Origin of the sequence: Isoptericola sp. NPDC019571, from assembly GCF_044389385.1 — a bacterium.
GTDB lineage: Bacteria > Actinomycetota > Actinomycetes > Actinomycetales > Cellulomonadaceae > Isoptericola > Isoptericola nanjingensis.
Genome location: NZ_JBIRXZ010000001.1, coordinates 645,095 through 663,339, shown reverse-complemented (window position 1 = coordinate 663,339; position 18,245 = coordinate 645,095). Strand labels below are relative to the sequence as shown.

Sequence of the window (18,245 nt, the reverse complement as noted above, 5' to 3'; positions counted from 1 at the left end):
GCGCCCCGACGCCGGCGCATAGCATCCGCAGGTGCCCCCGATCCTCCAGCGTGCCCGTGCCGAGGTCGCGCCCCACCGCCGCGCGGTGACGGGGGGAGCCGCCCTCGGGGCGGCGTGGGCGGTGTGGGCGAGCGGGCCCGGCTGGGCGACGCCGGCGCTCGTCGTGGCCGCCGTGGCGGGGGCCGCGCTCTGGGTGGTCGACGCCCGCACGCACCGGTTGCCGGACGCGCTCACCTACCCGGCGACGGCGGTCGCCGCCGCTCTGCTCGCCCTCGCGGCGCTCGCCGGCGGGACGTGGGACGCGGCGCTGCGGGCGCTCCTCGGCGGCCTCCTGCTCGGCGGAGCGTACCTCCTGCTGCACCTCGTCCACCGCGCGGGGATGGGGCGCGGCGACGCCAAGCTCGCCGTGCTCCTCGGCCTCGTCACCGCCTGGTTCGGCTGGTCGGCGCTCGTCGCCGCGACGGTGCTCCCGATCCTGCTCGGCGGGTGCGTGGCGCTCGTCCTCATGGTCACCCGGCGGGCGTCGCGCGGGACGGCGCTGGCCTTCGGCCCGTACCTGCTCGCCGGCGCGGCGCTCGCGGTGACGTTCGCGCGGCTGGCCGCCGCCTCGCCGTACTGACCCGGGGCACGCCGCCCGGTCACGCCGTCCGGTCGGCCAGCGCCTGGGCGAGGTCGGCGAGCGCCTCCTTCACCGGGCCGTCGGGCAGCGGCGCCAGCTCCGCGGCGGCCTCGCGCGCCCACCGGCCGGCGAGCGCGCGGGTCTCGGCGAGCACGTCGTGCGCCCGCAGCTCCGCGACGACGGCGGCGAGCGCGTCGTCGCCGTCGAGGTCGCCGTCGAGCCGGGCGACGAGCGCCGCGTCCGCCGCGGAGCCCTCGCCCCGCGCGACCCGCTGGCGCAGCAGCAGCACCGGCATCGTCGGCACGTGCTCGCGCAGGTCGGTGCCGGGCGTCTTGCCGGACTCGTCGCCGGACGACGCGATGTCGAGCACGTCGTCGGCGAGCTGGAACGCGACGCCCACCTTCTCGCCGTACGCCGCCACGGCCTCGACGACGGCGGGCTCGCAGCCGCCGAACATCGCGCCGAGGCGTGCCGACGTCGCGAGCAGCGACGCCGTCTTGTCGCTGAGCACCTGCAGGTAGTGCTCCACCGGGTCGTCGTCGGCCCCCGGCCCCATCGTCTCGTGCAGCTGGCCGAGGCACATGCGCTCGAACGTGCGCGACTGCAGCACCACCGCCTCCGGGCCGAGGCCCGCGACGAGCGCGGACGCCCGGGCGAAGAGGAGGTCGCCCACCAGGATCGCGACCGAGTTGCCCCACACCGTGTGCGCCGCGGGCGCCCCTCGGCGCAGCGGCGCGGAGTCCATGACGTCGTCGTGGTACAGCGACGCGACCTGCGTGAGCTCCACGACGACGGCCGCGTCCACCAGCTCCGTGCGCGACCCGTCGCCCAGCTCGCCCGCGAGCAGCGTGAGCAGCGGGCGGAACCGCTTGCCTCCGGCAGCGACGAGGTGCCGCGACGCGTCGTCGGCCAGGGCGTCCGCCGAGGCCACGGCGGCGTCGAGCGCCGCGTCCACCCGCGTCATGCGCTCGGCGAGCCGGTCGGCGAGCGCCGGGTCGGACAGCGGGATCGCCGGCGGCGCCGGGGGCGGCGTGGGCCCGGGCCGGGGGGCCGAGGCGGAAGGAGCGCGAGTCACTGTCCGAACCTATCCGTCCGGGGCGCCGAACACCGCACCGAGACAGCGCTCGGCCGCGTCAGGTCGGACACCCCGGCACGAGCGTCGGGCCGGCGGCTCGTCCCCGGGTCGGCACACGGGCGCGCCGGCCCGGGGACGGGACGCCGACCCGGAGCCGTCAGGGACGGAACTGCGCCGCCTGGCCGACCAGGTCCAGCGCGCCCGCCGGGAGGATGCCGAGGAGCAGCACGCCCACCGCGCACACCGCGATCGCGAACGCCGCGGGGCCGCGCGAGCCGACCACCGTCACGACCGTCCGCGAGACGAGCGTGCGGGTCGCGGCGCCCGTCACGGTGGCGGTGCCGCCGCCCTGCTGGTCGCTCGCCGTCGTCCCCGGCGACGCCGCGCCCGCCGGTGCCGTGCCCTGCTCCCCGCCGGGCGGCGGGGTGAGGACCATGAGCACGATGACGCGGACGTAGAAGAACACGGAGACGGCGGATGCGAGCACGCCGAGCAGCGCGAGGGGCCACGCCCCCGCCTCGACGGCGGCCGAGAACACGCCGAACTTCGCCACGAACCCGGCCGTGAGCGGGATCCCCGCCATCGAGAGGAGGAACAGCGAGAACGCGGCGGTGAGCCACGGGGCCTTGCGGCCCAGGCCCGCCCACTGCGCGAGCCGCGTGGCCTCGCCCAGCACGACGCCGTCGTCGGGGACCGTCCCGGTCGCCCCGTCGCCGGTGTCGTCGCCCGACACCGTGCGCTCGCGCACCAGCGTCACGACCGCGAACGCGCCGACGGACGCGAGCCCGTAGGCGAGGAGGTAGAAGAGCACGGCCCGCGAGCCCGCCTCGTCCATCCCGACGACGCCGACCAGGAGGAACCCGGCGTGCGCGATCGCGGAGTACGCGAGCAGGCGCTTGACGTCGGTCTGCACGGCGCCGACCACGGTGCCGATCAGCATCGTGAGGATGGCGACCGCCCAGAGCGCCACCTCGACGTCGTGCCGGGTCGCGGGGTCCAGGCCGTTCGCGAGCGTGAACAGCACGCGCACCAGCGCGCCCATCGCGGCGGCCTTGGTGCACGCCGCCATGAACCCGGTGATCGGCGTGGGGGCGCCCTGGTACACGTCCGGGGTCCACGCGTGCAGCGGCGCGGCGCCGATCTTGAACAGCAGCCCGCTGAGCACCAGCAGCAGCCCGACCACCACCAGGGCCGGCATCGACCCCAGCGGCGAGACGGACGGGTCCGCGAGCACCTGGACCACGCCCTGCAGCCGCACGGTGCCGGCGAAGCCGTAGACGAGCGCGATGCCGAAGACGAAGAGCGCGGACGCGAAGGCGCCCAGCACGAAGTACTTGAACGCGGCCTCCTGGCTGAGCAGCCGGCGGCGGCGCGCCGTGGCGCACAGCACGTACAACGGCAGCGACAGCACCTCGAGCGCGACGAACATGACGATGAGGTCGTCGGTGGCCGGGAACAGCAGCATGCCGCCGGTCGAGAACAGCAGGAGCGGGTAGATCTCGGTCTGCTGCAGGCCCGCGCGGCGCGTCTCGTCCTCGTACGCGGTGCCCGGCACGGCGGCCGCGGCCGGCGCGAACGCGTCCTGGCCGGTCGTGGTGCGCTCCGCGACGACGAGCACGCCCAGCAGCGCGCACACGCCGATCACGGCCTGCACGCCCAGGCCGAACGGCGTCAGCAGGTACGACCCGCCGACCACGGAGAGCGCGTTCTCCTGCACCCGGTCCCACAGCAGCCCGACCGCCACGAGCGAGCCCGCGAGCGCCGCCAGGGTGAGCGTGAGCTGCGTCGTGCGGCGCGCCTTCTCGGGCACGAACGCCTCCAGCAGCACGCCGAGCACGCCCGCCGCCAGCACGATCAGCACCGGCGAGACGGCCGCCCAGTCGATGGGCGGGGCGACGAAGTCGTTCACAGCTGGCTCCCCTCGGTGATGACGCCGGACGCAGCAGGCTCGAGCACCGGTGGCGGATCGGTCTCCCCGACCTGCTCGACGGCGACCTCACCGGGCGCGCGCACGTAGTCGAGCACCGGACCGGGCACGAGGCCGAGCACGAGCAGCGCGCCGACGAGCACGCCGGCCACCGTCTTCTCGCGGCCGTCGAGGTCGCGCGCGGACGCGAGCTCCGGCGTCGTCTCCCCCGTGAACATGCGCTGGTACGTGAGCAGCACGTACACGGCGGCGAGGACGACGGCGGGCACGGCGACGATCACCGCGGCGGGCCAGCGGGCGTACGACCCGAGGAACACCATGATCTCGGAGACGAACGTCGCGAGGCCGGGCAGCGCGGCCGCGGAGAGGCCGGCCACGAGGAACGTGCCGCCCAGGATCGGCGCCACCGTGCGCAGGCCGCCGTAGTCGCCGATGAGCTGGCTCTGGCGCGGGTGCCGCGCGATCGCGAACCCGGCGACCAGGAACAGCGCACCGGTGGAGATGCCGTGGTTGAGCATCATCAGGCTGGACCCCGCGGTGCCCAGCGACGTGAACGTGAAGATGCCCAGGATGATGAACCCGAAGTGCGACACCGACGTGTAGCCGATGAGGCGCAGCACGTCGCTCTGGCCGATCGCGAGGACCGCTCCGTACAGGATCGAGATCACCGCGAGCACGATGACGAACGGCGCCGCCCACCGGCTCGCCTCGGGGAACAGCGGCAGGCAGAGGGTCAGCATCCCGAAGGTGCCCACCTTGTCGAGCACGCAGATGAGCAGCGTCGAGGTGCCGGGCGTCGCGTGCTGGGTGACGTCGGGCAGCCACGAGTGCACCGGGAACATCGGCGCCTTGATCGCGAACGCGAGGAAGAACGCGCAGAACATGAGCTTCTCGGCCGTGGGGTCGAGGGTCAGCCCGGTGAGGTTGTCGGTGAGGAAGGTCTGCGGCCCGCGGTCCGCGGCCGGCACCTGCAGGTAGAGCGCGATGACGCCCACCAGCATGACCAGGCCGCCGGCCAGCGAGAACAGCAGGAACTTCACCGCCGCGTACCGGCGCTGCGGCCCCTGCCCGAACCCGCCGATGAGGAAGTAGGCGGGGATCAGCATGGCCTCGAACACCACGTAGAAGAGGAACACGTCGCGCGCCACGAAGACCGTCACCATGAACGCCTCGAGCAGCAGCACGGTCGCGAGGTAGCGACGCAGCCGCACGTGGTCGCCGCCCTGCTCGCGCCAGGCCGCGAGGATCACCAGCGGCACGAGGCCCACCGAGAGCGCCACCAGCAGCAGGCCCACGCCGTCGACGCCGACGGCGTAGCTGGCGCCGATCGGCGGGATCCAGGAGTACGTCTCGGTGAGCTGGTGGGTCCCCGCGTCGCCGGTGTCGAAGGCCGCGAAGGCCCCGACCAGCAGGAGGACCTCCACCAGCGCGCCGACCAGCGCGACCGTGCGGGCGGCGCCGGCCCCGAACCGACCCCCGGTCACCGGGCCGGCGGCCGGGCGGCCTCTGCCCACCCCCGTGAGCGCCGTCGCGGCCGCGGCCACCAGCGGCCACACGATGAGGACCGTGAGCCAGGGGAACCCTGTGGACATCGTCATGCGTCCCCGTCCTTCGTCGTCGACGTCGTGTCCGGCGTCATGTTCGGCGTCATGTTCGGCGTCATCGCCATCGCTCCCGCCACCCCGATCAGCTCGCCAGGACCCACACGACCAGCCCGACGACGCCGAGGCCGCCGAGCATCGTCGCCGCGTACGACCGCACGTAGCCGTTCTGCATCCGCCGCAGCCGTGCGCCGAGGCGCCCGATGCCGCCCGCCAGGCCCAGCCAGCCGCCGTCGACCGCCGTGCGGTCCGAGTACACGAGCGCGCGGGTGAGGTACTGCCCCGGCCGCATCACGAGCGACTCGTTGACGGCGTCCTGGTACAGGTCGACCCGCGCCGCCCGCACGACGGCCGGCGCCGGCGGCGGCTCGACCGGCACCGCCGCGACCGCGTACTGCCGGAACGCGAGGAACGCGCCGAGCACCACCAGCACCAGGGTGAGCGTCATGAGCAGCCACACCGGCAGCACCGGCTCGTGGTGCTCCGCGTGCCCGGTGACCGGCTCCAGCCAGGTGACGAACCGGTCGCCCAGCGCCAGGATCCCGCCGAGGAACACCGACCCCGCGGCGAGGATGATCATCGGCCACGTCATGAGGCGCGGGGCCTCGTGCGGGTGCCGCACGGGGGCGCCGTCGTCCCCGGACCCTTCGTCGGGCCGCCACCGCCGGCGCCCCGCGAAGGTCATGAAGAACAGCCGCGACATGTAGTACGCGGTGATCCCGGCGCCGAGCAGCGCCGCCAGGCCGAACACCCACGGCCGCCAGCCCTCGCCGACGAACGCCGCCTCGATGATCTTGTCCTTCGACCAGAACCCGGAGAACGGCGGCACGCCCAGGATGGCGAGCCAGCCGAGCCCCATCGTGATCGCGGTGACCGGCAGCAGCCGGGCGAGCCCGCCGAAGCGGCGCATGTTCACGTCGTCGTCCATCGCGTGCATCACGGACCCGGCGCCGAGGAACAGCCCCGCCTTGAAGAAGCCGTGCGTGAGCAGGTGGAAGATCGCGAACGCGTACCCGATCGGCCCCAGGCCGGCGGCGAGCATCATGTAGCCGATCTGCGACATCGTCGACGCCGCGAGCGCCTTCTTGATGTCGTCCTTGGCGGTACCGACGACCGCCCCGAACAGCAGGGTCAGCGCGCCGACGATCGCGACGACGAGCTGCGCGTCCGGCGCGGCCTCGAGGATCGGGCCGGAGCGCACCAGCAGGTACACGCCGGCGGTCACCATCGTCGCCGCGTGGATCAGCGCGGACACCGGCGTCGGGCCCGCCATCGCGTCCCCGAGCCACGCCTGCAGGGGCAGCTGCGCCGACTTGCCGCACGCCGCCAGCAGCAGCATGAGGCCGATCGCCGTCATCACGCCCTGGCCCGCCGCCGTCGCCCCCTCGCCGGCCGCCGGCAGCACCGTGCCGAAGCTCAGCGAACCGAAGGTCGCGAGCAGCAGCATCATCGCGACGATGAGCCCCATGTCGCCGACGCGGTTCATGACGAACGCCTTCTTGCCCGCGACCGCGTTCTCCCGCTTGCCGTCCCAGAACCCGATGAGCAGGAACGACGCCAGGCCCACGCCCTCCCAGCCGACGAAGAGCAGCAGGTAGGAGTCCGCGAGCACCAGCAGCAGCATCGCCGCGACGAACAGGTTGAGGTACCCGAAGAACCGGCGCCGGTCGACGTCGTGGTCCATGTACGCCACCGAGTACACGTGGATCAGCGTGCCGACGAACGTCACGAGCATCACGAACGTCATCGACAGCGGGTCCACCTGGAACCCGAGGTCCACGTGCAGGGCCCCCGCGTCGATCCACGTGCCCACGGTGTGGGTGCCCACCCGCTGGTCAGCGGGGGTGCCGAGCATGTCGAGCAGCATCACCAGCCCGACGACGAACGTCGCCGCGCTCGCGAGCACACCCAGCCAGTGCCCCCACCGGTCGGTGCGCCGGCCGGCGACCAGCAGCACGAGGGCGCCGATCATCGGGGTCGCGACCAGCCAGGGGGCGAGGGAGAGAGTCTGCATCGTCGTCTGCGTGTCCACAGGTCGCCTCTCAGCTGTGCAGCAGGTTGACGTCGTCGACCGAGGCCGACCGGCGGGAACGGAAGATCGTGATGATGATCGCGAGCCCCACCACGACCTCGGCCGCGGCGACCACCATCACGAAGAAGGCGAGCACCTGGCCCGTCACGTCGCCGTGGATGCGCGCGAACGTCACGAACGCGAGGTTGGTGGCGTTGAGCATGAGCTCCACGCCCATGAACACCACGATGGCGTTGCGCCGCAGCAGCACCGTCGCCGCGCCGATCGCGAACAGGATCGCGGCCAGCCCCAGGTAGTGGGTGATCTCCATCAGCGCACCTCCCCGTCCTCGTCGCCCTCGTCGGTCGTGCCCGCGTCGGTCGTGCCCGTCGCGACCGGGTCGCCCACCTGCTCGACCGTGGCGTCCGCCGCCGGGCCGACGCCGAGGAGGCGCAGGTCGTCACGCGCCACGAGCGTCTCCTCCTCGGCGAGGACCGCCGTGGCCGACCGTTCCTGCCCGCGGATGCGCAGCACGCGCGGCACGGAGTGCGGCAGCGGCTCGCCGTCGGGGCCGAGCGCCGGCGTGTCCATGGCGTTGTTCTGCGCGTAGACGCCGGGCGCGGGCAGCGGCGTGAGCGTGCTGCCCTGCGGCAGGGCGGCCACGCGCGCGGCCGCGAGGACGCGCTGGGTGGGCCGCACGCTGAGCCGACGACGGTGCGTGAGCACCAGGCCGGCCAGCGCGGCGGTGACCAGCAGGACGCCGACCACCTCCATCGCGAGGACGTAGTCGCCGAGCAGCACCCGGGCCAGGGCCACCGGGTTGGTGAGCTCCTCGGTCGCGGCCAGCCCGACCGCGGGCGGGAACGCCGCCTGTGCGATCACGCCCAGCAGCACGACGACCAGCCCGAGCCCGAGCAGCACGCCCAGCCAGCGCTGGCCCCTGATCGTCTCGGTCAGCGAGTCGGCGGAGTCGACGCCCACCAGCATCAGCACGAACAGGAAGAGCATCATCACGGCGCCCGTGTAGACGACGACCTGCACGACGCCGAGGAACGGCGCCTCCTGCGCCACGTAGAGGATGGCCAGCCCGACCATCACGAACATCACGCACACCGCGGCGTGCACCGCCTTGCGGGCGAACAGCAGCCCGAGCGCGGCGAGCACCATGAGCGGCGCGAGCACCCAGAACAGCGCGGCCTCCGCGCCCGACGCCGTCACCGCGGGCCGTCCGTCAGGTCAGGGGTGGGGAGCGTCGCGACGTGCCCGCCCTCGGCGGCCTGCCGGGTCGCGACGGCGGCCTTGGTGGCGCTGCCGCGCAGCCGGTGCCGGCGCGGGGTCGGGGGCGGCGCGTCCCCGTGTACCACGCGGGCGGCGGCGTCCAGGGTCGGGTCGTCCGGCCGGTGCTCGCGGACCCAGTCGACCTGCTGCGCCGTCGGGGCGGTGACCTCGCCGCGGTAGTACTCCGTGTCCGTGGTCCCCTCGACCATCGGGTGCGGCGCGGCGAGCATCCCCTCCGCGAGCGGGGCGAGCAGGTCCTGCTTCTCGTAGATCATCCCGGCGCGGTCGGGGCCGGCGAGCTCGTAGTCGTTCGTCATCGTGAGCGCCCGGGTGGGGCACGCCTCGATGCACAGCCCGCAGAAGATGCAGCGCAGGTAGTTGATCTGGTAGACGCGGCCGTAGCGCTCGCCGGGCGACATGTGCTCGCCGTCGGGCAGCTCCGCGTTGTCCGCGCCCTCCACGTAGATCGCGTCCGCGGGGCACGCCCACGCGCACAGCTCGCAGCCGATGCACTTCTCCAGCCCGTCCGCGTAGCGGTTGAGCTGGTGGCGCCCGTGGTACCGGCGCTGCGGCGCCGTCTTCTTGCGCGGGTACTGCTCGGTCACCGTGGGCCGGAACATCGACGAGAACGTCACGCCGAACCCGGCCACCGGGGCGAACAGCTCCCCCAGCGGCCCCTTGGACGGGCGCAGCGGCTCGTACGGCTTGTCGGTCATCGCGTCTCCTCGGATCGGTCGACGGCGGGGTCGGGGGCGGCGGACGCGCCCGGGACGTCGGCGGCCTGCATCACGTGCCGGCGCGCGCGGGGCGACGGCGGCAGGGCCTGGCCGGGCAGCGGCGGCACGGGGAACCCGTCCGCGAAGGCGTCGAAGTCGCCGGCCGGACGACGCGCGTCCCCCGGTGGTCCGGCGCCGTCGGCGGCCTTCGCCTTCCGGTCGGGCCACAGCCACAGGAGGCCGATGACGACCACCGCCGCGACGGCGACGCCGGTGATGAGCTGGGTGCGGGTGACGCCCGCCAGGCCGAGGTACTGGAACACGCTCAGCACCACGACCCACACCAGCGCGACCGGGATGAGCACCTTCCAGCCGAACGACATGAACTGGTCGTAGCGCAGCCGCAGCAGCGTGCCGCGCACCCAGACGAACACGAACATGACCAGCCAGAGCTTGACCAGGAACCACAGCACCGGCCACCAGCCGGTGTTGAACATCCCGTCGTTGATCGCCGACAGCGGCCACGGTGCTCGCCAGCCGCCCAGGAACAGCGTGGTGGCGACCGCGGAGACGTTGAGCATGTTGATGTACTCCGCCAGGAAGAACCAGGCGAACTTCATCGAGCTGTACTCGGTCATGTAGCCGGAGACGAGCTCGCCCTCGGCCTCCGGCAGGTCGAACGGGAGGCGGTTGGTCTCGCCGATCATCGAGATGACGTAGACGACGAACGCGGGCAGCAGCGGCAGGAACCACCAGATGCTGGTCTGCGAGGCCACGATCTGGGAGGTGGACATCGAGCCGGCCATGATGAACACGCTGACCAGCGAGAGCCCCATGGCGAGCTCGTACGAGATCACCTGGGCCGTGGACCGCACGGACCCGAGCAGCGGGTAGGTGGAGCCGGAGGACCAGCCGCCCAGCACGATGCCGTAGACGCCCATCGACGCGCACGCCAGCACGTACAGGACGGCGACGGGGAAGTCGGTGAGCTGCGCCGGCGTCGAGTAGTCGGTGAACGGGATCGTCACCTCGGGGCCGAACGGGATGACCGCGAACACGAGCAGCGCGCAGAACACCGAGATCATCGGCGCCAGCAGGTACACGATCCGGTCCGCCCGGGTGACGTTCACGTCCTCCTTGAGCAGCAGCTTCATCGCGTCCGCGAGCGACTGCAGCAGGCCGAACGGGCCGTGCCAGTTGGGCCCCGGGCGCACCTGCATGCGCGCCACGACCCTGCGCTCGAACCAGATCGCGAAGAGCACGCTGGTCAGCAGGAAGACGACGATGAGCACCGCCTTGATCAGCGACACCCACAGCCAGTCGTTGCTGAAGTCGGACGCGACGCCGGGGATCATGCGGCCCCTCCCTGTGCCTTCTCGTCGGTCGAGCCTGGGACCCCGCCGGCGGCGACCGCCTCCGGCGCGCCGATCCGCACCAGGTCGCCCGGCGCGGCGCCGAGCGCGTCGTGCACGCGGCACCCGCGCGACGCGAGCGGCAGCCACACCACGTGGTCGACCATCTCCGTGATGGCGACGGGCACCGTCACGGCGCCGCGGTCGGTGGCCACGGTCACGCGGTCGCCGTCGTACACGTCGACGGCGGCCGCCGTGGCCGCGGACATCCGTGCCACGGGCCGCTTGGCGGTGCCGGCGAGGAACTGCTCGCCGTCCTGCAGGGCGCCGTCGTCGAGCAGCAGGTGCCAGCTCGCCAGCACGGCGGACCCGGTCGGCACCGCGGGCGGCTCGACCGGCTCCCCCTCCGGTGCCGGCACGCGCGCCCCGCCCCAGGCCGGCAGCGCCGCGATCGCGCGGTGCGCGTCGAGCGGGGTCGCCGCGCCGAGCGCGACGCCGGCCTGGTCGGCCAGCGCGTCGAGCACGCGGTGGTCGGGCAGCGCCGACGACTCCAGCGCCTGGCCGAACGCGCGGACGCGCCCCTCCCAGTTCCAGTACGACCCCGCCCTCTCGACGGGAGGAGCAACAGGAAGCACGACGTCGGCAAGCTCGACGGCTTCGGTCCTCCGGACCTCGAGCGAGACCACGAAGCCCGCGGCCTCGAGCGCGCGCCGGGCGTGCGCGGGGTCGGGCAGGTCGGCGAGCTCCACCCCGCCGACGAGGACGCCGCCGAGCTGCCCGACGGAGAGCCCGTCGAGGATCTCCGCGACGTCGCGGCCCGGGGCGGCCGGCAGCGCGTCGGCGTCGACGCCCCACGCCGCGGCCACCTCGGCGCGGGCCGCGGGGTCGGTCAGCGGTCGTCCGCCGGGCAGCAGCCCGGGCAGGAGGCCCGCCTCGACGCCCCCGCGCTCCCCCGCGCGGCGCGGGATCCAGGCGACGCGGGCCCCGGTGGCCTCCGCGAGCCGCAGGGCCGCCCCGTAGGCGCCGGGGGCCGACGCGAGCCGCTCACCCACGAGGATCAGCGCGCCGGGCGTCGCGAGCCCGTCGGCGACGGCGCCCAGCGTGGCGGTGTCGGAGTCGGCGGGCACGAGCCCGCCGCCGGCGCGGGTGGCGAGGATGCCCAGCCACTCGGCCTCGGTGCCGGGCGCGGCGGGCAGCAGCTCGCCGTCGAGCCGGGCGAGACCACGGCTCGCGAACGGGGCGACGGCCCACACCCTGGTGCCGTGCTTGCGCACCCCCTTGCGCAGCCGCAGGAAGGTGACGCCGGCCTCCTCCTCGGCCTCGAGGCCGGCGAGCAGCACGGCGGGCGCGGCCTCGACGTCGCCGAAGGTCACGCCGACGCCGGTGCCCGCCACCGCGTGGCCCAGGAACGCCGTCTCCTCCGCCGAGCCCACGCGGGCCCGCAGGTCGACGTCGTCGGTGCCGAGCACGGTGCGCGCGTACCGCGACCAGGCGAACGCGTCCTCGACGGTCAGCCGTCCGCCGGGCAGCACCCCGACGCCGCCGGCCGCACGGGCGGCGGCCAGGCCCTCGGCGGCGAGCTCGAGCGCCTCCACCCACGACGCGGGCCGCAGCTCGCCGCGCGACACGACGGTGCCGTGCGCGTCCAGCACGCGGTCCCGCACCAGCGGGACGGTGAGCCGGTCGGGCGCCGCCTGCCACGTGAACGCGAAGCGGTCCTTGTCGGTGATCCACTCCTCGTTGACCGCCGGGTCCTCCCCCGACAGCCGGCGCAGCACCACGCCGCGCCGGTGGTCGACGCGGATCGCGGAGCCGCACGAGTCGTGCTCGGAGATCACCGGCGTCGACACCAGGTCGAAGGGCCGGGAGCGGAACCGATAGGCCGCGCCGGTGAGCGCGCCCACCGGGCAGATCTGCACGGTGTTGCCGGAGAAGTACGACGCGAACGGCTGACCGCCGTCCGTCGCCGCGGCCGACCCGAACGTCTCCTCGGCGGGCTCGCCGGGCGGCGGCGTGAAGTCCAGCACCGTCTCGTCGAACCGGCCGATCTGCTGGTGCGCGCCGCGCTCCTGCAGCGCGATGAACGCGTCGCCTGCGATCTCGTCGCTGAACCGGGTGCAGCGCTGGCACAGCACGCAGCGCTCGCGGTCCAGCAGGATCTCGGTGGACACGGCGATCGGCTTGGGGAAGGTGCGCTTGACGTCCTCGAACCGGGTCTCGGCGCGACCGTTGCTCATCGCCTGGTTCTGCAGCGGGCACTCGCCGCCCTTGTCGCACACCGGGCAGTCCAGCGGGTGGTTCATGAGCAGCAGCTCCATGACCCCGTGCTGCGCCTTGTCCGCGACCGGCGACGTGCGCTGCGTCTTGACGACCATGCCGGGCGTGACCGTCATCGTGCACGACGCCTGCGGCTTCGGCATGGGCCGCACGTTGCCCTCGCGGTCGGGCATCGCGACCTCGACCAGGCACTGCCGGCACGCGCCCGCGGGCTCGAGCAGCGGGTGGTCGCAGAACCGCGGGATCTGGATGCCCACCTGCTCGGCCGCGCGGATGATCAGCGTGCCCTTCGGCACCGTCACCTCGACCTCGTCGATGGTGAGCGTGACCGTCTCCACCGGGGGCGCGGCCGCGGTGGACTTGTCCGTGGTCGCCGTCATCAGTGACCTCCCGCCCCGGCGAGCGCCGGCGACTGCTTGGGGGTGTACGGGAACAGGGCGCTGGCGCGCGGGTCGAAGGGGCACCCGCGGCCGTCGATGTGCGCCTGGTACTCGTCGCGGAAGAGCTGGACGCTCGACGTCACGGGCGACGTCGCGCCGTCGCCGAGCGCGCAGAACGCGCGGCCGAGGATGTTGTCGCACAGGTCGAGCAGGAGGTCGACGTCGCGCTCCTCGCCCTGGCCGGCCTCGATGCGGTGCAGCACCTGCTTGAGCCAGTAGGTGCCCTCGCGGCACGGCGTGCACTTGCCGCACGACTCGTGCGCGTAGAAGTCGGTCCACCGGCTCACCGCACGGACGACGCACGTCGTGTCGTCGAAGAGCTGCAGCGCCCGGGTGCCGAGCATCGACCCCGCCGCCCCCACCGACTCGTAGTCGAGCGGGGTGTCGAGGTGGTCGGCCGTGAACAGCGGAGTCGACGACCCGCCCGGCGTCCAGAACTTCAGCTCGTGCCCGGCCCGCATCCCGCCGGCCAGGTCGAGCAGCTCGCGCAGCGTGATCCCGAGCGGCGCCTCGTACTGCCCCGGCCGGGTCACGTGCCCGGACAGGGAGAACAGGCCGTGCCCCTGCGACTTCGCGGTGCCCATGCCGGCGAACCAGTCGGCACCGCGCGCGACGATGCCCGGGACCGACGCGATGGACTCGACGTTGTTCACCACCGTGGGCCGCGCGTACAGGCCCGCGACGGCGGGGAACGGCGGCTTGAGCCGCGGCTGGCCGCGCTTGCCCTCGAGCGAGTCGAGCAGCGCCGTCTCCTCGCCGCAGATGTAGGCGCCGGCGCCGGCGTGCACGGTGACGTCCAGGTCGAAGCCGGTGCCGAGCACGTCCTTGCCGAGGAACCCGGCGTCGTACGCCTCCTGCACCGCGGCCATCAGCCGCCGGTACACGTGCAGCACCTCCCCGCGCACGTACACGAACGCGTGGTGGCAGCCGATCGCGTAGCTGGTGATCGCGATGCCCTCCACCAGGTGCTGCGGGCTCGCCAGCATGAGCGGGATGTCCTTGCAGGTGCCGGGCTCGGACTCGTCCGCGTTGACCACGAGGTAGCGCGGGCCGCCGTCCGGCGGGGGCAGGAAGCCCCATTTCATGCCGGTCGGGAAGCCGGCGCCGCCGCGGCCGCGCAGCCCGGAGTCCTTGACCGTCTGCACGAGGTCCGCGGGCTCCATCGTCAGGGCCTTGCGCAGCCCGGCGTACCCGCCGGCGGCCTCGTACGACGCCAGCTTCCACGACCGGTCGGCGTCCCACGTGTCCGTGAGCACCGGCATGAGGTCAGTCATCGCTGCCACCCTTCTCCGGCTCGGGGTTCGCGTCGCCGCCCGACGGCGAGCGGCCGGGGCTCTCGTCCCCCGGCGCGGCGGGCTTGCGCTCCGCGCTCGACTGCGCCGTCCCGGTCTCCGGGGGCACCTCGGCGGCCGAGCCGGTCGAGCCCCCGTCGGTGGTCTCGGCAGGCTGGACCGACGAGGGCTCACCGCCGTCGACGGCGGCCGCGGCGCGCGCCAGGCGCAGGCCGGCGAGCGTCGGCTCCCCCGCGCCCACGCCCTCGTCGGCGCGGCCGTCGGTGAACCCCGCGAGCACGCGGCTCATCTGCTTGAAGCCGCACACCGACGACGCGCCGCGCGTGGGCGCCACCTCCTCGCCCGCCCGCAGGCGGTCGGCGAGGTCCGTGGCCGACTCCGGCGTCTGGTTGTCGAAGAACTCCCAGTTGACCATCACGACCGGCGCGTAGTCGCAGGCGGCGTTGCACTCGACGCGCTCGAGCGTGATCGCGCCGTCGTCGGTGGTCTCGTCGTGCCCGACGCCGAGGTGCTCGCTCAGCTCGTCGAAGATGGCGTCACCGCCCATCACCGCGCACAGCGTGTTGGTGCACACGCCCACGGTGTAGGTGCCGTTGGGGTGCCGCTTGTACTGGGTGTAGAAGGTGGCGACGGCGCTCACCTCGGCGGGCGTCATCTCGAGCTGCTCGGCGCAGAACAGGATGCCGTCGCGGCTCACGTACCCGTCCACCGACTGCACCAGGTGCAGCATCGGCAGCAGGCCGGAGCGCGGGTCCGGGTAGCGCGCCTTGACGGCCGCGGCGTCGGCGGCCAGCGACGCGAGCGTGTCGGCGTCGTACCGCGTGGCCGAGCGGGCGCTCGTGGGTTCTGCCGTCATCGGTCGACCCCTCCCAGCACGGGGTCCAGGGAGGCGACGGCGACGACGACGTCGGCCACCTGGCCGCCCTCGCACATCACCGACACGGCCTGGAGGTTGTTGAACGACGGGTCGCGGAAGTGCGCCCGGTAGGGCTTGGTGCCGCCGTCGGACACCGCGTGCACGCCCAGCTCGCCGCGCGGGTGCTCGACGGTCTGCCACACCTGCCCGGCCGGCACCCGGAACCCCTCGGTGACGAGCTTGAAGTGGTGGATCAGGGCCTCCATCGAGGTGCCCATGATCTGGCGGATGTGGTCGAGCGAGTTGCCCTGCCCGTCGGCGCCGATCGCGAGCTGCGCCGGCCACGCGATCTTCTTGTCCGCCACCATGACCGGCGCCCCCGACGTCGCCTCGAGACGGGTGAGCGCCTGCTCCACGATGCGCAGCGACTGGTAGCACTCCTCCAGGCGCAGCACCACGCGGGAGTAGCAGTCCGCGTCGGTCGACGTCGGCACGTCGAAGTCGTACGTCTCGTACCCGGAGTACGGGAACGCCTTGCGCACGTCGTAGGGCAGCCCCGTGGAGCGCAGCACCGGTCCGGTGACGCCCAGCGCCATGCAGCCGGCGAGGTTGAGCACGCCGACGTCGGTGAGGCGCGCCTTGAAGATGGGGTTCGCGAGCATGAGGTCGCCGAGCTGGCCGAGGTACTGGCGGATCTTCGGCAGCGCCGCCCGCACCTGGTCCTCGAAGCCCTCCGGCACGTCCTGCGCCACGCCGCCCGGACGCACGTACGCGTGGTTCATGCGCAGCCCGGTGACGGCCTCGAACAGCCGGAGGATCTCCTCGCGGGCGGTGAAGCCGATCGTCATGACCGTCGTCGCGCCCATCTCGTTGCCGCCCGTGCCCAGGCACACGAGGTGGGACGCCACCCGGTTGAGCTCCATCATCAGCACGCGGATGATCGACGCCCGCTCCGGCACGTCGTCGGTGACGCCGAGCAGCTTCTCGGTCGCGAGGCAGTACGCCGTCTCCTGGAACAACGGAGCCAGGTAGTCCATCCGGGTGCAGAACGTGGTGCCCTGCGTCCAGGTGCGGAACTCCATGTTCTTCTCGATGCCGGTGTGCAGGTAGCCGATGCCGCAGCGGGCCTCGGTGACCGTCTCGCCGTCGATCTCGAGCATGAGGCGCAGCACGCCGTGCGTGGACGGGTGCTGCGGGCCCATGTTGACGACGATGCGCTCCTCGCCCACGGCCTCGCGGGCGATCTCGTCCCAGTCGCCGCCGGACGCCTCGAAGCCGGGGATGCCCGGGTCGAACTCGTCGTCGGTCGGCGGCCGCGTCGCGGTGTAGGTGGCGGAGCTCATGAGTACGACCTCCTCGTATCCGGCGGCGGCACCGTGGCGCCCTTGTACTCCACGGGGATGCCGCCGAGCGGGTAGTCCTTGCGCTGGGGGTGGCCCGGCCAGTCGTCGGGCATCTCGATGCGTGCCAGGCCCGGGTGGCCGTCGAAGACGATCCCGAAGAAGTCCCAGGTCTCGCGCTCGTGCCAGTCGTTGGTCGGGTACAGCGACGTGGTGGAGGGGACGTGCGGGTCGGCGTCGGGCACCGACACCTCGAGCCGCACGCGGCGGCCGTGCGTCACCGAGGTGAGGTGGTAGACGGCGTGCAGCTCGCGGCCCGTGTCGTCGGGGTAGTGCACGCCCGAGACTCCGAGACTGAGCTCGAACCGCAGGTCCTGGTCGTCGCGCAGCGCGCGGCAGACGGCGAGCAGGTGCTCGCGCGCCACGTGCAGCGTGAGCTCGGCGTGCGGGCTCGGCGGGTCGGTGTGCGGGTCGACGACGACGCGCTCCACGGCGACGTCGAACGCGACGCCCTGCTCGCCGAGCACCTCGGCGAGCACGTCCACGGCCTCGTCGAACCAGCCGCCGTACGGCCGCGTCGCGGCGCCGGGCATCGCGACCGGCTGCACCAGGCCGCCGTACCCGGACGTGTCGCCGGAGCCGCGGACGCCGAACATGCCGCGCCGCACCTCGACGACCTCCGGCCCGCGCCCGCCCCGGCCGGCCTGCTCGCTGCCCGGCACCAGCTCCCCGGAGCGGGGCCCCAGGACCTCCTCGGGCTGCGGGACGGGCCTGTCCGCCGCGGACCCGCCCGCCGTCGTGCCGTCGTTCATCGCAGCAGCCCCTTGAGCTCGAACGTCGGGGTGGCCTCGAGCGCCGCCGCCTCGGCGGCCGCGGCCGCCTCCTTGCGGTTCACGCCCAGCGGCGAGTCCTGGATGTGCTGGTGCAGCGCGAGGATCGCGTTGATGAGCATCTCCGGGCGCGGCGGGCAGCCGGGCAGGTACACGTCGACCGGCACGATGTGGTCGACGCCCTGGACGATCGCGTAGTTGTTGAACATGCCGCCGCTGGACGCGCACACGCCCATGGACAGCACCCACTTGGGCTCGCTCATCTGGTCGTAGACCTGCCGCACGACGGGCGCCATCTTCTGGCTCACCCGTCCCGCGACGATCATGAGGTCCGCCTGCCGCGGCGACGCCCGGAAGACCTCCATACCGAACCGCGACAGGTCGAACCGCGACGCGCCGGCCGCCATCATCTCGATGGCGCAGCACGCCAGTCCGAACGTCACCGGCCACACGGACGCCTTGCGCAGGTAGCCCGCCAGGTCCTCGATCGTCGTCAGCAGGAAGCCCGACGGAGCCTCTTCCAGGCCCATGACCCCTCCCCTTCGTGAACATCGGTGCCGGATCCTCGGCGCCGATGCCGTCCGTAGTGCCGTGTCGTGCTGGGTGGTGCAGGTCGTGCTGTCGTGCGGTG

The 18,245-nt window shown here is 73.6% G+C and carries 15 protein-coding genes; 1 reads left to right on the top strand and 14 read right to left on the bottom strand.

Annotated elements, in window-relative coordinates; translation table 11 throughout:
• The first annotated feature begins 31 nt into the window (after positions 1-31).
• Positions 32-619, top strand: coding sequence for a prepilin peptidase (locus tag ACH443_RS03015; RefSeq protein WP_430589431.1), 588 nt, complete (start codon positions 32-34; stop codon positions 617-619).
• A gap of 19 nt (positions 620-638) precedes the next feature.
• On the opposite strand, the gene ACH443_RS03010 is transcribed toward ACH443_RS03015, so the two are convergent.
• From ACH443_RS03010 to ACH443_RS02945, 14 genes are all read right to left on the bottom strand, one after another.
• Complete coding sequence (locus ACH443_RS03010; RefSeq protein ID WP_429764899.1) at positions 639-1,694, bottom strand: polyprenyl synthetase family protein; 1,056 nt, start codon at positions 1,692-1,694, stop codon at positions 639-641.
• Between the two features lie 157 nt (positions 1,695-1,851).
• Positions 1,852-3,603: an NADH-quinone oxidoreductase subunit NuoN gene (gene nuoN, locus ACH443_RS03005; protein WP_430589430.1), complete on the bottom strand. Its 1,752-nt coding sequence runs from the start codon at positions 3,601-3,603 to the stop codon at positions 1,852-1,854.
• A complete protein-coding gene (locus ACH443_RS03000) occupies positions 3,600-5,213 on the bottom strand; it encodes an NADH-quinone oxidoreductase subunit M (protein WP_430557635.1) in 1,614 nt (537 codons plus the stop codon). The genes nuoN and ACH443_RS03000 overlap by 4 nt, the downstream gene beginning before the upstream one ends.
• Positions 5,214-5,307: 94 nt before the next feature.
• On the bottom strand, positions 5,308-7,236 hold the full coding sequence (nuoL, locus tag ACH443_RS02995) for an NADH-quinone oxidoreductase subunit L (RefSeq protein ID WP_429764903.1): 1,929 nt from the start codon (positions 7,234-7,236) through the stop codon (positions 5,308-5,310).
• 28 nt (positions 7,237-7,264) lie between these two features.
• The gene (gene nuoK / locus ACH443_RS02990; protein WP_429764904.1) at positions 7,265-7,564 is read right to left on the bottom strand and encodes an NADH-quinone oxidoreductase subunit NuoK; all 300 of its coding nucleotides are present in this window, start codon (positions 7,562-7,564) and stop codon (positions 7,265-7,267) included.
• Entirely contained in the window at positions 7,564-8,451 is an 888-nt protein-coding gene (locus ACH443_RS02985) for an NADH-quinone oxidoreductase subunit J (protein WP_430557613.1), read from the bottom strand. Before ACH443_RS02985 ends, nuoK begins: the two co-directional genes overlap by 1 nt.
• A complete protein-coding gene (gene nuoI / locus ACH443_RS02980) occupies positions 8,448-9,227 on the bottom strand; it encodes an NADH-quinone oxidoreductase subunit NuoI (protein ID WP_430557612.1) in 780 nt (259 codons plus the stop codon). The genes ACH443_RS02985 and nuoI overlap by 4 nt, the downstream gene beginning before the upstream one ends.
• Positions 9,224-10,582 carry an NADH-quinone oxidoreductase subunit NuoH gene (nuoH, locus tag ACH443_RS02975; protein WP_430589429.1) on the bottom strand — a complete coding sequence of 453 codons (1,359 nt, stop codon included), beginning with the start codon at positions 10,580-10,582 and terminating at the stop codon, positions 9,224-9,226. Before nuoH ends, nuoI begins: the two co-directional genes overlap by 4 nt.
• Entirely contained in the window at positions 10,579-13,236 is a 2,658-nt protein-coding gene (locus tag ACH443_RS02970; protein ID WP_430589428.1) for an NADH-quinone oxidoreductase subunit G, read from the bottom strand. The genes nuoH and ACH443_RS02970 overlap by 4 nt, the downstream gene beginning before the upstream one ends.
• Entirely contained in the window at positions 13,236-14,570 is a 1,335-nt protein-coding gene (nuoF, locus tag ACH443_RS02965) for an NADH-quinone oxidoreductase subunit NuoF (RefSeq protein WP_429764913.1), read from the bottom strand. The genes ACH443_RS02970 and nuoF overlap by 1 nt, the downstream gene beginning before the upstream one ends.
• Entirely contained in the window at positions 14,563-15,444 is an 882-nt protein-coding gene (gene nuoE, locus ACH443_RS02960; protein WP_430589427.1) for an NADH-quinone oxidoreductase subunit NuoE, read from the bottom strand. Before nuoE ends, nuoF begins: the two co-directional genes overlap by 8 nt.
• Entirely contained in the window at positions 15,441-16,787 is a 1,347-nt protein-coding gene (locus ACH443_RS02955) for an NADH-quinone oxidoreductase subunit D (protein WP_429764916.1), read from the bottom strand. Before ACH443_RS02955 ends, nuoE begins: the two co-directional genes overlap by 4 nt.
• Positions 16,784-17,596 (bottom strand): NADH-quinone oxidoreductase subunit C, encoded by an 813-nt coding sequence (locus tag ACH443_RS02950; RefSeq protein WP_429764918.1) that lies wholly within the window; start codon positions 17,594-17,596, stop codon positions 16,784-16,786. Before ACH443_RS02950 ends, ACH443_RS02955 begins: the two co-directional genes overlap by 4 nt.
• Positions 17,593-18,144, bottom strand: a complete 552-nt coding sequence (locus ACH443_RS02945; protein WP_429735902.1) for a NuoB/complex I 20 kDa subunit family protein — start codon at positions 18,142-18,144, stop codon at positions 17,593-17,595. Before ACH443_RS02945 ends, ACH443_RS02950 begins: the two co-directional genes overlap by 4 nt.
• Positions 18,145-18,245: the final 101 nt, after the last annotated feature.